Consider the following 14,920-nt stretch of genomic DNA (forward strand, 5'->3'; position numbering starts at 1 on the left):
GTGTCCGTCCTCCCCGACCTGGTGCCCCGACGCGTCCGTGCCGCCTTTGCGCACGCCGCCGTGCAGCAGGCCGCCGACCGGATCGGGATCCGGCTGTTGCACATCAAGGGCGTCGCCGTCGATGAGGAGCTGCGCTCGCCCGGCGGGGGCACCGATGCCGACATCCTGGTCGACCCGGCAGCCGTCGGTCACCTCATCGCCGAGCTGACCGCGCTGGGCTGGGAGTCCTACAGCGACTTCGTCACCGGCTCACCCTTCGGGCACGCCGCCACGATGGCGCACCCGCACTGGGGTTATGCCGACCTGCACCGCTACTTCCCGGGGATGCACCGCGACCCGGTCCGCACCTTTGAGGTGCTCTGGGCCGACCGGCGCACCGCCGAGATCGCGGGTATGCCGTGCCCCGTCCCCTCTCCCTCCGGCCAGGGGCTGGTGCTGCTCCTCAACAACCTGCGCAACCGGCGCTCCGTCCTCAACGACGCTCGCGTCCAGAGCCTTCGTGAGAATGAGCCAGCCTGGCAGGAGGTCGTGGACCTGGTGCCGCGGGTCGGGGCCGAGGTGGCCTTCGATGCGGCGCTGGGCAGGCTGGAGGAGCATCGCGGCGAGGGCGAGTACTGGATGTGGAAGGCGACCCTCGAGGACAGCAGCCGCAGTGCCGAGTGGCTGGCCCGGGTGCGCGCGGCCCGGACCCTGCGGGAGAAGGTGGCCCTGGTGGGACGCCTGCCGTTGGTCAACACCGACGCCCTCGGGCACCGGCTCGGGCGCGCCCCGACCGGGGCGGAGATCTCCCGTGAGTTCGTGCACCGCGGCGTGCGCGGAGCCGGCGAGCTCAAGGACGCGGCCCTGCGCCGGCTGGGACGCTCCCGGTGACCTCCGGGTTGGGCCGGGCGGCCGAGTCCGCGATGGACCCTGGCGCTGAGGGCACCGTCGCTGCACGGTGGTGGCGTGCCTATGCCGTCGCGGTCGTGGACGTGAAGGGCGCGCCCGAGGAGGACGAGGAGGCTCCGGGTGGTGTGGTCTATCTGGCTCCGCTGCCCGACGGTCCCGTGGTCGTCCTGGAGGGCGTGTCGGCCGTGCTCTACCGCGCGCTGACCGCTGCTTCCGGGGACGTGGTCGAGGAGGTGGCCCGCAGGTTGGGGGTGCCGCCGGAGGACATCGACCCCGAGACGATCACCGAGTTCGCGCAGGAGTTGCGCGAGGCCGGCCTCGTCGTGCGGGCGACCAGCTGACCTGACGGCGTCCGACCAGCTGACCTGACGGCGTCTGCCGACGCTGTCGTGACCCGCCGGGTGCCGGGCAGAGCGAGGTCAGCGGCGGGCGCGCGAACGGGCAGCCGAGCGGGGCCGGGTGGCCTCCATCAGCAGGGTCTGCTCGTCGGCATCGGTGTCTCCACCGTTGGCGTCCATCTCCTGGCGGTAGTAGCCGTAGTAGGACGCGGTGTCGACCGGCGCCATATTGAGCGCGGTGCCGGCGAGGGTGGCGCCGGACATCTCAAAGGTGCGCAGCGCCTCGGCCACGTGCCGCTTGCGGGTGCGGTTGGCCGCGACGACCATGAGCGAGCCACCGGTGAGCTTGTCCACCACGGTGGCATCCGTCACCGGCAGGACTGGTGGGGTGTCGACGAGCACGAAGTCGAACCGCTCGCGGAGCTCGACGAACAGGTCGTGCATCGCCTCCGAGCCGAGCAGCTCGCTGGGGTTGGGCGGGATCTCACCGGCCGGCAGGATATAGAGGTCGCTGCGACCCCAGCGGATCAGCATGTCGTCCAGCGTGGCCCGTCCCAGGAGCACGGTGGTCAGCCCGACGCCGCCCTCCAGCTCCATCGTCTTGGCGACCGAGGGGTGGCGCAGGTCCGCGTCGACCAGGACGACCTTGGTGCCGGCATCAGCCATCGCCAGGGCCAGGTTGACGGCGGTGGTGGTCTTGCCCTCGCTGGGCATCGGTGAGGTGACCAGGAACGAGTGCTTGCGGGTCGTGACGTCGACAAACATCAGGTTGGTGCGCAGCCGGCGGATCGCCTCGGCGTGCGAGCCGAAGGGGTCGGTCTCCATGAAGACCTGGTGTTCGTCACCGCCCTTGCGCAGCGGGATCGTCGCGAGCACCGGGTGGCCGGACATGTCGGCCAGGTCCTGGGCGGTGCGCACCCGGGTGTCCAGGTTGTGGCGCAGCAGCGCAAAGCCGATCCCCAGGAACAGCCCGGCCAGCAGGGCCAGAGCCAGGTTGCGAGCGACATTGGGGCTGCTCGGTGAGCCGGGCGGGCTGGCCGCCACGATCGTCTGGGCCTGCACCTCGCCGCCGGAGGCGGCCAGCATCTGGGAGAAGTCCGGGGAGACCTCGGCCAGCTTGTTGGCCACTGCGGTAGCGACCTCGGCCGCGGCCTCAGGGGTGCGGGCCGAGACGTTGATGTCGATCAGCGGGGTGCCGGTCTCGGCCGCAGCGTTGACGCTGAGGATCTGCCCGGGCTCCAGGCCCAGCTGCTCCTGCACCGGGGTGAGCACCACGGGTGACTGGGCGACCTCGAGGATGGTGCTCAGCTCCGCCGTGGGCATCTGATACATGTTGACCGAGCCCTGGTCGCCCTGGGCCGACAGGTAGACGCGGGTGTGGGCCTGATAGGTCGGTGGGGTCTGCAGGGTGATCACCGCTGCCACGCTGACCACGGCCAGGATGGTGGCCACGATGATGCGCCACCTGGTCCGCAGGATGGCGAGCAGTTCGTTGATCTGCACCGGTGGTTCTCCCCACTAAGTCAAAGTCGCGAACCTTATCGTACCCGCAGGCCGCTGCGGCTACGGACAGCGCGTGACACGCCGTGGAGCCTATTCGTCCAGCAGCGCCAGCAGATAGCTGCCGTAGCCGGACTTGAGCAGGGGCTCGGCCCGTGCGGCCAGCTCGTCGTCCGTGAGGAAGCCCATCCGCCAGGCGACCTCCTCCGGGCAGCCGACCTTGAGTCCCTGGCGACCCTCCAGGGTGCGGACATAGTTGCCCGCGTCGTTCAGTGCGTCGAAGGTGCCGGTGTCCAGCCAGGCGGTGCCGCGCGGCAGCACCTCGACCTGCAGGTTGCCCTCGCGGAGATAACTGCGGTTGAGGTCGGTGATCTCCAGCTCGCCGCGGTCGCTGGGACGCAGGTCACGGGCCCGCTCGACCACGGTCTCGTCATAGAAGTAGAGCCCCGGGACGGCATACGGACTCCGGGGATGCGTGGGCTTCTCCTCCAGGGACAGGGCCCTGCCGTCCTCGTCAAACTCGACCACGCCGTATGCCGTGGGGTCGGCCACGCGGTAGGCGAAGACGGCCGCGCCGGTGAGCTGGTCGAACCGCCGCAGCTGCGTGCCCAGGCCGGAGCCGTAGAAGATGTTGTCCCCCAGGACCAGGGCGCTGGTCTGCTGACCGATGTGCTCGGCACCGATCAGGAAGGCCTGCGCGATCCCGTCGGGGCTGGGCTGCTGCGCGTAGGTGACGGAGATGCCCAGGCGCGAGCCGTCCCCGAGCAGCCGCTCGAAACCGGCGGCGTCGTGCGGGGTGGTGACGACCAGGATGTCCCGGATGCCGGCCAGCATCAGCGTGGACAGCGGGTAGTAGACCATCGGCTTGTCGTAGACGGGGACGAGCTGCTTGCTGACCCCGAGGGTGATCGGGTGCAGACGGGACCCGGTGCCCCCGGCCAACAGGATTCCTCGCATGGTCACGCATCGTAGGGGCACACTCTGACGGCGGCCACCAGCCAGGGTGCCCGGCGGTGGTTCGAAGGCCGGCGGGCACCGGCCGCCCGGGGGGTGGACGGCGACGGTGCGACATAACCGCGACGGCGGCGCGACGGCCCGTTCCTAGCCTGCGGGGACGAGGCCCTGGGTGGGGCGTCGCCCGCAGGCCGGGCCGCCCACCTTGGTGCCGACGCGGCCGTTGAGGAGGACGTGGTGATGGTGCGGTTCAGACGGTCCGGGGCCGGGGTGCTACTCGTGGCCCTCGCTCTCTCGAGCTCGCTGAGCGCGTGCGGCGGACCGGAGCGAACTCCGGAGGCGTTCTGCGAGGTGATGGACCTGCACCGGGAGCGCTTCGAGGACGCCACGGGCAACGCGCTCACCCTCGCGGAGCGCGGTGACGCTGCCGGGCTGCTGGGCGGCACCGCCCAGATGGTTTCGGCCCTCGGTGACCTCCAGGTGATGTTCGACGAGCTGGCCGAGGTCGCCCCGGACGACATCCGCACCGACGCCGAGCGGGTGCGGGACACCAACCGGGAGATGCTCGAGTCCGCCAAGGAGGCCGTCAACGACCCCGTCGGCGCCCTGGTCGGTGGTCTGGCGGGAGGCCTGATCAACTCCGGCTCCTACACCCGGCTCAATGACTACGCCGGCGAGCACTGTGGATCCCGCCCCTTCTGAGCACACCGCCTGACCACGCCGTCCAGCCGCTCCAGCCCGAGAGGGAACGACCATGAACGAACAGCCACTGGGGAGCACCTACACCCTGACCGACCGGCTCGGCGCCGGCGCCATGGGCACCGTCTATCGGGGTCGCGACAAGGCGGGCGCCCCGTTCGCCTTCAAGGTGCTACGACCGGAGTTCGCCGAGGACCCAGCCCTGGTGCAGCGCTTCGTCCAGGAGCGTTCCGCGCTCACCCAGGTCGAGCATCCCAACGTCGTGCGGATGCACGACCTGGTCATCGAGGGGGAGACGCTCGCGATCGTCATGGACCTCGTCGACGGCGGTGACCTGCGGGCGCTGCTGCGGCAGGAGGGGACCCTGTCGCCCGCGCAGGCGGCGCAGCTGGCCGGTGGCATCGCGAACGGGCTCTCCGCGGTCCATGCCGCTGGCCTCGTGCACCGGGACGTCAAGCCCGAGAACGTGCTGCTCGACCGCAGCGGCACGACCACCGTGCCGCGCGTCACCGACTTTGGCATCGCCCGGCTGGCGGACGCCGCTGCCGCGACCCGGTCCACGATGGCCCTGGGCACGCCCAACTACGTCGCTCCCGAGATCGCTGAGGGACGTCCGGCCACCGGCGCCGCCGATGTCTACTCCTTGGGGATCGTGCTCTATGAGCTGTGTGCCGGGGTGACCCCCTTTGAGGGTGGCAGCCAGCTCGCGGTCATCCGTCGACACGGAGATGCCACGGCCCCACGCCCGGACGGGATCCCCGACCAGTTGTGGGCGGCCATCCGGGACATGCTCGCCAAGGGCCCGGCCGAGCGCCCGACGATGGCGCAGATCGCGCCCTATCTGACCAACCTGGGGGTCTCTCTCGCCGGACACCCCGCCGCGGCCCGGCTCACCGAGCCGCTGCCGATCCCCAGCCCCACGACCCAGCTGTCACCGCCGCCACCCAGTCAGGAGGCCTGGACGCCGCCGCGGGAGCCGGAGCGTCCGCGGCGCCGGCGCGGAGCACTGGTGGCCGGCCTGGCGGTGGCTGCGCTGGTGCTCGGCGGTGGCGGCTATCTCGCGTCGCAGACCCTGCTTGGAGGTGAGGACGCGGCAGCAGATGCCGAGGATGGCAGCGAGGCCGACGGTGACGCCGCACCGGCGACCGATGCCCCCGCGGCGACCCCTGCGGCGGCGGAGGAGACCACCGCCGAGCCCACCACGCAGGACCCCACCACGGAGGAGCCCACGACCGAGGAACCGTCCGAGACGACCACCACGACCGAGGAGCCGGCGGTGATGCCCGACGTGGTGGGCAGCACGCTCTCGGGGGCCCGCGCCGACCTGCGCGGAGTCACGGTCCAGGTGGTGGAGCAGCTCGATGAGAAGGCAGTGGACAACACCGTGCTCGAGCAGAGCGTCGCGGCGGGCGAGGCCTGGCCGGACACCGTCGAACTGACCGTCGCGCGGCGGCCGGTGATGGTCTACATGGACTCCCTGTCCTCTGTGGAGAGTGACGAGTTCCGCTCCGAGACCGCGGAACTCGACGGAGAGAGTTATCCGCGGTCGCTGGTGGGCGGCTCGTGGCCCTATGGGACCAGCGGTTTCCGCGAGTGGAACCTGAGTCGCGGGTATCGCCAACTGGTCGCGACCGTGGGCAGGTCTGACAATGCGACAAGCGCCACGGAGCAGGTGCAGGTCGAGGTCTTCGCGGACCAGCGCAAGCTGTGGAGCGAGCGCGTCGTCCTCGGTGACCCCGTCGCGATGAAGGTCGACGTGACCGACGTCCTGCGGCTGCGCATCGAGTTCACCGCTCTTGATGATCAAGACCCTCATTTGGTGCTCGGCGACATCCACCTCCTGGGCCTGCCGGGCGAGGTGCCCGAGCCCGAGGACGACTGACCGGATGCGGCCCACGCCCGGCGCGGGAAGTTCCGCTGACAGGACTGCCGGAGAGAGCGGCTCCCCTGCCAGTGGCCTGGGCGACCTGGTGGTGAGCACCGGTACTGACCGCTGGGTGCTGTCCCCTGGCCAACAGCTGCTGCTCGGCCGGGACGAGCTCGCCGACGTGCGCTTCGAGAGTCCGCGCGTCTCGCGCCGACACGTCACCCTCCGGCACACCGGAACCGACTGCCTGATCACCGACCTCGACAGCCGCTACGGCACGGTCCTGGACGCTGCTCCGCTCGGCGGTGCCGGCAGCGCCCGACCACCCTTCACGCTGGTCCTGGGCGGCGACGGCGGAGCCATGGTGGGCGTCGCCCCGGCGAGCGCCCCGGCGACGGTCGAGGACCGCCCGGCCCCCCGGCATACCGGACCCTCGCTCTCGGCACCCGGTGACGCCCTGATCGTCGGGCGCGACCCGGACTGCGATGTCGTGGTGGAGGACCTGCTCGTCTCACGCCGCCACGTGCGCGTCGTGCGGGAGTCCGCCGGGGTGTTCGTCGAGGACCTGGGCAGCCGCCACGGCACCTTTGTCGACGGCCAGCGTGTGGTCCGCACCCGACTGGCCCCCGGGAGCCTGCTCACCGTCGGCCGGCACGGATTCCGGCTGCACCACGGGGTCCTGCGGCGCGACGACGACGACGGCGACATCCCGTTCGCAGCCGACGCCCTGTCCTTCACCCTGCCGGACGGGCGGGCGCTGCTGCAGGAGGTCAGCTTTGCCCTGCCCGGCTCGAGCCTGATGGCCGTCATCGGCGGCTCCGGGGCCGGCAAGACCACCCTGCTGGACGCCCTCTCCGGCGACCAACCGGCCACCTCCGGCCAGGTGCTGTATGACGGACGCGACCTCTATCAGCACCTCGCCAGCCTCCGGCAGCGGATCGGCGTCGTGCCGCAGGACGACGTGGTCCACCCCCAGCTCTCCACCCGGCATGCGCTGGAGTATGCCGCCGAGCTCAGGTTTCCCGATGACCTCAACCCCGCGCACCGCTCGTCCCGCGTGGAGGAGGTGATGGCCGAGCTGGGGCTGAGCGAGCACGCCGACACCCGGGTCGAGGCACTGTCCGGTGGGCAGCGCAAACGGGTCTCGGTCGCACTGGAGCTGCTCACCGGACCCTCGCTGATCCTGCTCGACGAACCCACCTCGGGGTTGGACCTGCAACTGGTGGGCGAGGTGATGGAGCTGCTCCGCCGGCTGGCCGACGGAGGGCGGACGGTGGTCGTCATCACCCACTCGGCAGAGGGGCTGGAGCTGTGTGACCGGGTGCTGGTGCTGGCCGTGGGTGGACGGGTCGCCTACTTCGGCGAGCCCAGCGGGGTGTTGGAGCACTTCGACGCCGCGAGCTATCGGGAGGTGCTGGACCGGTCCAAGGACGATCCGGAGGGAGTCGCTGCGCGGTTCCGTCAGTCCGCAGCCCATCAGCGGCACGTGGAGACCCCGCTGACCCGCAGTCGCGGCCACCAGAACATCGAGCCTCCCGCGCAGGGCCGCCAGCAGAGCCAGTGGCACCAGGTGTCGACCCTGGTGCGACGCCAGCTGCGGGTCCTGCTCGCTGACCCGACCCGGCTCGCTTTCCTGGCGCTCATGCCCTTTGCGCTCGCGGCGCTCGCTCTCGCCGTCCCCGGTGATCAGGGGCTGGGGCCGCCCGCCGCCGGAGCCGAACCCACCGGTCAGCCCACCCAGATCCTGATGGTGCTCGTCGTCGGCGCGGTCTTCATCGGCCTGGCGGCCGCGATCGGTGACCTCATCGGAGAGCGGGCCATCTATGTGCGCGAGCGTGCCGTGGGACTGTCCCCCACGGCATACCTGCTGTCCAAGCTAGCTGTGCTGGGCGGACTCACCCTCGTGCAGTGCCTCGTCCTGGTGGCGGTGACCCTGAGCTTCCGCACGGGCCCGGCGGACGCGGTGCTGCTGGGGTGGCCCGCGCTGGAGCTGGTGGTGGCCCTGTGGCTGTGCTCGCTGGCCAGCGTCGCCCTCGGGCTGTGGGTCTCCGCCTCGGTGGGACGGGCCGAGCAGATGATGCCGCTGCTGGTGGTGCTCGTGATGGTCCAGCTGGTGCTCAGCGGCGGGCTGTTCCCGATCGAGGGCCGGGTGGGACTGGAACAAGTGGCGTGGCTCTCGCCGTCCCGCTGGGGCTATGCCGCGGTGGCCGCGACCGCCGACGTCAACGCCTTCGTGCCGCACGCCGACGATCCGTTGTGGCAGCACACTGCCTGGTCCTGGCTGCGCGCGAGCGCCGTGCTGACGCTGCTCGGTGCCGGGTTCGCCGGGTTGGCGCACCGGCGCCTGGGGCGGCGCTATCGCTCCCGCCGGCGGTGAGGACGCTGCCGGACCCTCGTTAGGGTTGGGCAGGAGTGCCAGCGTGCTGGCACCCCATCAGCGCTGCCGGCCCGGCAGCCAGCGGATCGAGGGAGGCACCGATGCGGCATGTGCTGGTCACCGGGGGCGCGGGATTCATCGGCTCAAACTTTGTGCACCACCTGCTGGCCCACACCGAGACCCGGGTGACCGTGCTGGACAAGATGACGTATGCCGCCAGTCCGGCTGCCGTGGAAGGCCTGCCGGCTGATCGCTTCCAGCTGGTGGTGGGTGACGTCGCCGACGCCGCGGTCGTCGACCCGCTGGTCGCCGGCCTCACCGGCGAGGGCGACGCGGTCGTGCACTTTGCCGCCGAGTCGCACAATGACAACTCGTTGCGTGACCCCAGCCCCTTCGTGCAGAGCAATATCGTGGGCACCTTCGTGCTCCTCGAGGCCGTCCGTGCCCACGACGTGCGGCTGCACCACGTCAGCACCGACGAGGTCTATGGCGACCTGGAGCTGGACGACCCGCAACGATTCACCGAGACCACGCCCTACCAGCCGTCCAGTCCCTACTCGGCGTCCAAGGCCGCGGCTGACCACCTGGTCCGGGCCTGGGTCCGCTCGTTCGGGGTGCGGGCGACGCTGAGCAACTGCTCCAACAACTACGGACCCTGGCAACACATCGAGAAGTTCATCCCCCGGCAGGTCACCAACATCCTCTCCGGGACCCGACCCCGCCTCTATGGCGCGGGCGCCAACGTGCGCGACTGGATCCACACCGAGGACCACTCGTCGGCGGTGCGCACCATCCTGGACCGGGGTGAGATCGGCCAGACCTATCTCATCGGCGCCGACGGGGAGCGCTCCAACCTCGCGGTGGTGCAGCTGATCCTGGAGCTGATGGGCCGCGACCGCGACGACTTCGACCACGTCACGGATCGCGCGGGCCACGACCTGCGCTATGCGATCGACTCCACCCGCCTGCGCACCGAGCTGGGCTGGAGCCCGAGCTTCACCGACTTCGAGGCGGGCCTGGCCGCCACCATCGACTGGTATCGCGAGCACGAGTCCTGGTGGGCCCCGGCCAAGGCAGCCACGGAGGCCGGCTACGCGGCCAAGGGGCAGTGACCGTGGCCCCTGCGCTGCGGCATACGGCCATCCCCGGCCTGCTCGTCGTCGACCTGGCGGTCCACGGTGATGCCCGCGGCTGGTTCAAGGAAAACTGGCAGCGGGCCAAGATGACCGAGGTGGGTCTGCCCGACTTCGGTCCGGTGCAGCACAGCGTCGCGCACAACGGGCCGACCGGGGTGACCCGCGGCATCCACGCCGAGCCGTGGGACAAGTTCGTCTCGATCGTGCAGGGGAAGGTGTTCGGCGCCTGGGTGGACCTGCGTGCCGGGGCGACCTTCGGGACGGTGCACACCGAGGAGCTCGACGAGCACACCGCGGTCTTCGTCCCCCGCGGCATCGGCAACAGCTATCAGACGCTGCTGCCCGACACCGTCTACTCCTACCTGGTCAACGCGCACTGGAGCCCTGACGCGAGCTACACGATGCTCAACCTCGCCGACGAGAGCGTCGCGATCCCGTGGCCGATCCCGCTGGAGGAGGCACGCATCTCCGACAAGGACCGCGTCCACCCGCGACTGAGCGACGTCGTGCCCGTCCGGCCTCCGCGGACCCTCATCCTGGGCACCGGGCAGCTGGGCCGGGCCCTGGCCGCCGAGCTGCCCGAGGCCCAGGTGCTCTCTCGTGCCGACCTCGACCTGACTGACCCGGCGGAGGTCGCGGCGCTGGACCTGTCCGGTGTCGACACCGTGATCAACGCGGCGGCCTTCACGGCCGTCGACCGGGCGGAGACGCCGCAGGGACGTCGCGAGGCGTGGGCGGCCAATGCCACCGGGGTGGCCGCGCTGGCGGCCGTGGTCGCACGCGCCGGGGCGCGTCTCGTGCACTACTCCAGCGACTATGTCTTTGACGGCACGGCAGAGGCCGCTGCCGAGGACGAGGCGCTGGCACCGCTGAGCGTCTATGGCCAGTCCAAGGCGGCCGGTGACCTCGTGGTCTCAGTGCTCCCACGCCACTATCTGCTGCGCACCGCCTGGGTGGTCGGCGACGGCAGCAACTTCGTGCGGACCATGCAGCGGCTGGCCCGCTCGGGGGCCGAGCCGACGGTGGTCTCGGACCAGATCGGCCGGCTGACCTTTGCCGACGAGCTCGCACGGGCGACCCTGCACCTGCTGCGCACCAACGCCCCGCACGGCACCTACCACCTGACCAACGGGGGCGAGCCGGGCTCCTGGGCGGACGTGGCCACGGCGGTGTTCGCGCACGAGGGCCGGGCCGGATCGGCGGTGCGTCCGGTGACGACCCAGGAGTATGCCGCGAGCACCGGCGGGGCTGTCGCGCCCCGGCCGGCGCGGGGCGTCCTGGACCTCGCCCGGATCGAGGCGACCGGCTTTGTCCCGCGCGACCAGTGGGCGGCGCTGAAGGACTATCTGGCGACCTCGCCTTGAAGGCCGCCCCGGGACCACGGCATACTGACCCCGGCGGGGGCGACCTGACTCACGGGGCAGGTGGGGGAACCGATCCGAGACTGCGCCCGTCGCACTGACCCAACGAAGCACCACCTGGTGCACCACGACAAACGAGGATGCTGCACATGCGCACGACCACACTGATTGCCCTGACCGCCGCCACCGCCCTGGGCCTGTCCGCCTGTGGCGGGTCCGAGCCGCTGACCCAGGAGCAGACCCGGGACGCGCTGCTCACGGAGTCCGAGTTCCCGCTGGACGGTTTCACCGCAGGCACGATCACCGAGCACGACGGTGGCGACGACAGCGGTGACTCCGCCGGTGACCTGCTGGCTGGCTTCCCCGGAGCCGAGGAGCTCGACCAGGAGTGCCAGGACGCTCTGTCTGCGCTCTCCTCCCTGGACGCCGACTTTGAGGCCTCCTCCTCGCTGGACTTCACCGGCTCCGAGGGCGACAGCCCGTTCGGCGCCCCGGAGGTCACCGTCGTCGTGGCCTCCATGAAGGACGGCGACAACCCGTTGGACACCGTCGAGGGACTCAACTCCGCCTGCGAGGAGGTCACCATCGAGGAGGAGGGCATGTCCATGACGATGAAGTTCGAGGACATCGACGGCGACGCCCAGGGCACCAAGATCACGATGGAGGTCATGGGCCAGAGCATGGAGCTGGCGGTCGCCGGCCGCGAGAACGGCGGCAACTACGCCATCGCCACCGGCATGGGTGTCAGCGACGACGAGGTCATCGAGGTCCTCGACGCTCAGGAGTCCAAGATCTCCGACCTGTGACCCGGGCGGTCGAGAACCACATGAGCCTCAGGAGTCACACGAGTCCCAGAGTTGACGCAAACTTGGCAAATTTTGGGCTCTTGGACACAAGAGATTTCCGTGCAGGTGTAGTCAGGGACGCTGCGGACCAATAGAGTCACAGGCAGACTTTCCTCGTCCCGTGAAGATCAGGTAGGAGCTAAACGACAGTGGCACGTTCAGGGGGCACCGCCAGGCATGCTGGCGGAAGACGGCGGGTAGGCCAGGGTCGGCACCGCGAGATCCAGCGCGGGGCGGTGGCGGTGCTGGGGGCAGCGCTGGCGATCTCACTGGTGCAACTCCCTGCCTGGGCGACGGACGGCGAGACTGACGCGGGGACCGGCGACGGGGGCACCACGGAGCCCGCGGCACCCGCCGACGAGACCCAGCCGGCCGACGGCAGCGGTTCCGACGGCTCGGGGTCCAACGGCTCGGGCGACTCGGACACGACCCCGCCGGCGACCGGTGGCTCGAAGTCCGGAGGGGGCACGAAGTATGGCGGTCGCGCGACCGGCCCCGCCCCCCTGATCACCCTCCCGGACGACCCGAACTATCCCGTGCCCGAGCCCCCGGAGAACGAGTTCCTGCCCGAGGGGGTCGAGCTGCCGGAGGAGATCGATGCCAGCAACGTCTTCCAGCGCAATGTGATCTGCGACCCGGTCACCAAGCCCGGGGTCATCGCGGTGGCCAACCTGCTCAGCCAGTCCTTCGAGAACCAGGGCTACACCCTGCACCGCAACTGCATCGATCTGCGTTCCGAGCACTACGACGGGCGGGCGGTCGACTGGCAGCTCAGCGCCTACGACCCGCAGGAGCGGCGCACCGGTGACGCCGTCGTCACCTGGCTGACTGACGATGACGGCGAGATCGCCCGACGGCTGGGCATCCAGTCGATCATCTGGAACAAGCGCTCCTGGCACGCGAGCACCGGCTACTGGCAGGGCTATGCCGGCAAGAGCGACCACACCGACCACATCCACCTCTCGTTCACCTGGGACGGCGCCTTCATGCGCACCTCGTGGTGGACCGGTGTCGCGCTGACCGAGGAGGAGGCCGACCAGGGTCCCTGCTCCGTCATCGGCGGTGCCTATGCCGCCGTCCCGCAGGCCCGCCGCACGGAGGTCTGTGTCCCGGCGGAGGTCTGGCCGACCAACACCGGCTACACCACGGTGCGCCCTGGTGGTCAGGGCGCCGGGGTCGAGCTGGTCCAGCCCCTGCTCGAGGTCGAGCAGACCGGGGTCCTGGACACCGAGACCCGCGAGGCACTGATCGCGTGGCAGACGGAGCAGGGCATCCCGCAGACCGGCGTCCTCGACCAGCTCACCTATGCCGCCGCCCTGGGCCAGGAGCTGCCCGAGCTGCCCGAGCAGGCGCTCGCGGTGGAGCTCCCGGACTATCGCGTCACCGAGTTCAGCCCGTTCAAGCGCACGGTGGTCACCGAGGGTGACCGCGGCGAGGCTGTCGCAGCCCTGCAGAAGGCGCTCGGCGTGGAGGACGACGGCATCTTCGGGCCGAAGACCGCCGAGGCACTCACCGCGTTCGCGGAGGAGGAGCCCCTGGTGCTGGACGACCTGACCGCGACCGACACCCTGGTGTGGCACCTGCTGGAACAGCGCGCCTACCCCTACCTGGCCTATCGCGACATCGAGGTGCAGATCGAGGACACCGGCCTGCCGGTGACCCTGATCCAGCAGCTCCTCGAGCTCGAGGACGACGGGATCTTCGGACCGGTCACCCAGCAGGGCGTCATGGAGGCCCAGGCTGCTGCCGAGCTCGAGCAGACCGGCATCGTCGACGGCGCCACCTGGCAGGCCATCGAGGCGGCCGCTGCCCAGGAGGAGGCCTCGGCAGACGAGTCGGCCGAGGAAGAGTCGGCACAGGACAACGCAGACACCGACCACGCGCAGGCTCGCGTCACGCAGGCCAACAACGCGCAGGATCGCGCGCAGGCCGACAAGGCCCAGGCTGCGGACACGCAGGCTCCCGACACGCAGGCTGGCGACGCGCAGGTCGCGACGTCGCAGACCCTGCCCGCTGCGGTCAAGCGCTGACCCGTGCCTCGCGCGTTCGTGCGACGGCCGAGTCCCCGGCTTGCCGAGGGCCTGGTCACTCACGTCGAGCGCAGTGACTCCGTCGACGCGGGGCGCGCGCTGCAGCAGTGGGAGGCCTACTGCGCGGCACTGACCACGGCTGGCTATGCGTTGACCGAGGTTCCCCCTTCTCCCGAGCACCCGGACAGTGTCTTCGTGGAGGACGCGCTCGTGGTGGTCGGCGACCTCGCGGTGGTCACCGCACCCGGTGCCCCGGAGCGATCAGACGAGGTCACCGGTGTGCGCCTTGCGGCACACGACCTGGGCCTCACCGTCGTGGAACTCACGGAGGAGCCCGCGCTCGCTGAGCAGTCGACGTCGGCGGAGGGTCAGGCGTCCCGTGCTGGGCAAGCTTCGACGGAGCCCGCCCACCTTGACGGCGGGGATGTCCTCAAGGTCGGTCAGACCCTCTATGTCGGAGTCGGCGGACGGACCACCTCGGCCGGAGCCCGGGCCCTCGATCGGGCCGTCGCCGGCACCGGACGCACGGTGACGGCGGTGCCGATCGCCAAGACGCTGCACCTCAAGAGCCAGGTCACGGCACTGCCCGACGGCACCGTGGTCGGCTATGCCCCACTGGTCGACGACGTCAGCCAGTGGCCACACTTCCTGGAGGTGCCCGAGCCGGAGGGCGCTCACGTCATCGCGCTGGGCGAGCAGACGGTGCTGATGTCCGACGCGGCGCCGCGCTCGGCCCAGCTGTTCCGCAGTCGCGGACTCGAGGTCGTCAGCCTCGACGTGAGCGAGTTCGTCAAGGTCGAGGGCTGTGTCACCTGCCTGTCCGTGCGACTGCACCCCTGGGACTGAGGACCGGCCCGTGGGGCGACTGAGGACGGGCCCGTGGGGCGACTGAGGACGGGCCCGTGGGGGCGACTGAGCGCGTGCC

General features: G+C 70.8%; 12 protein-coding genes. 10 read left to right on the forward strand and 2 right to left on the reverse strand.

Annotation, left to right across the window (positions count from 1 at the left end):
- Entirely contained in the window at positions 1-870 is an 870-nt protein-coding gene (locus FNH13_RS01740; protein WP_143781860.1) for a nucleotidyltransferase family protein, read from the forward strand.
- Positions 867-1,229 carry a hypothetical protein gene (locus FNH13_RS01745; RefSeq protein WP_143781861.1) on the forward strand — a complete coding sequence of 121 codons (363 nt, stop codon included), beginning with the start codon at positions 867-869 and terminating at the stop codon, positions 1,227-1,229. Before FNH13_RS01740 ends, FNH13_RS01745 begins: the two co-directional genes overlap by 4 nt.
- Positions 1,230-1,307: 78 nt before the next feature.
- Here FNH13_RS01745 and FNH13_RS01750 read toward each other — a convergent pair whose 3' ends face one another.
- Complete coding sequence (locus tag FNH13_RS01750) at positions 1,308-2,729, reverse strand: polysaccharide biosynthesis tyrosine autokinase (RefSeq protein WP_143781862.1); 1,422 nt, start codon at positions 2,727-2,729, stop codon at positions 1,308-1,310.
- A gap of 90 nt (positions 2,730-2,819) precedes the next feature.
- Positions 2,820-3,683: a glucose-1-phosphate thymidylyltransferase RfbA gene (gene rfbA / locus FNH13_RS01755; RefSeq protein ID WP_143781863.1), complete on the reverse strand. Its 864-nt coding sequence runs from the start codon at positions 3,681-3,683 to the stop codon at positions 2,820-2,822.
- A 237-nt stretch (positions 3,684-3,920) separates the two neighbouring features.
- Between rfbA and FNH13_RS01760 the strand changes: the two genes are divergently transcribed.
- From FNH13_RS01760 to FNH13_RS01795, 8 genes are all read left to right on the forward strand, one after another.
- A complete protein-coding gene (locus tag FNH13_RS01760; RefSeq protein ID WP_143781864.1) occupies positions 3,921-4,382 on the forward strand; it encodes a hypothetical protein in 462 nt (153 codons plus the stop codon).
- 52 nt (positions 4,383-4,434) lie between these two features.
- Positions 4,435-6,261 carry a serine/threonine-protein kinase gene (locus tag FNH13_RS01765; RefSeq protein ID WP_143781865.1) on the forward strand — a complete coding sequence of 609 codons (1,827 nt, stop codon included), beginning with the start codon at positions 4,435-4,437 and terminating at the stop codon, positions 6,259-6,261.
- A 91-nt stretch (positions 6,262-6,352) separates the two neighbouring features.
- On the forward strand, positions 6,353-8,623 hold the full coding sequence (locus FNH13_RS01770; RefSeq protein WP_165699975.1) for an ATP-binding cassette domain-containing protein: 2,271 nt from the start codon (positions 6,353-6,355) through the stop codon (positions 8,621-8,623).
- A 101-nt stretch (positions 8,624-8,724) separates the two neighbouring features.
- Entirely contained in the window at positions 8,725-9,735 is a 1,011-nt protein-coding gene (gene rfbB / locus FNH13_RS01775; RefSeq protein ID WP_143781867.1) for a dTDP-glucose 4,6-dehydratase, read from the forward strand.
- Positions 9,732-11,123, forward strand: a complete 1,392-nt coding sequence (locus tag FNH13_RS01780; protein ID WP_143781868.1) for a sugar nucleotide-binding protein — start codon at positions 9,732-9,734, stop codon at positions 11,121-11,123. The genes rfbB and FNH13_RS01780 overlap by 4 nt, the downstream gene beginning before the upstream one ends.
- Before the next feature lie 146 nt (positions 11,124-11,269).
- The gene (locus FNH13_RS01785; RefSeq protein WP_143781869.1) at positions 11,270-11,926 is read left to right on the forward strand and encodes a hypothetical protein; all 657 of its coding nucleotides are present in this window, start codon (positions 11,270-11,272) and stop codon (positions 11,924-11,926) included.
- A 275-nt stretch (positions 11,927-12,201) separates the two neighbouring features.
- Positions 12,202-13,995, forward strand: a complete 1,794-nt coding sequence (locus tag FNH13_RS01790) for a peptidoglycan-binding domain-containing protein (RefSeq protein WP_143781870.1) — start codon at positions 12,202-12,204, stop codon at positions 13,993-13,995.
- 3 nt (positions 13,996-13,998) lie between these two features.
- Positions 13,999-14,841: a dimethylarginine dimethylaminohydrolase family protein gene (locus FNH13_RS01795; RefSeq protein WP_143781871.1), complete on the forward strand. Its 843-nt coding sequence runs from the start codon at positions 13,999-14,001 to the stop codon at positions 14,839-14,841.
- Positions 14,842-14,920 lie beyond the last annotated feature (79 nt).

It is taken from the genome of Ornithinimicrobium ciconiae (assembly GCF_007197575.1).
Classification (GTDB): Bacteria; Actinomycetota; Actinomycetes; order Actinomycetales; family Dermatophilaceae; genus Ornithinicoccus; species Ornithinicoccus ciconiae.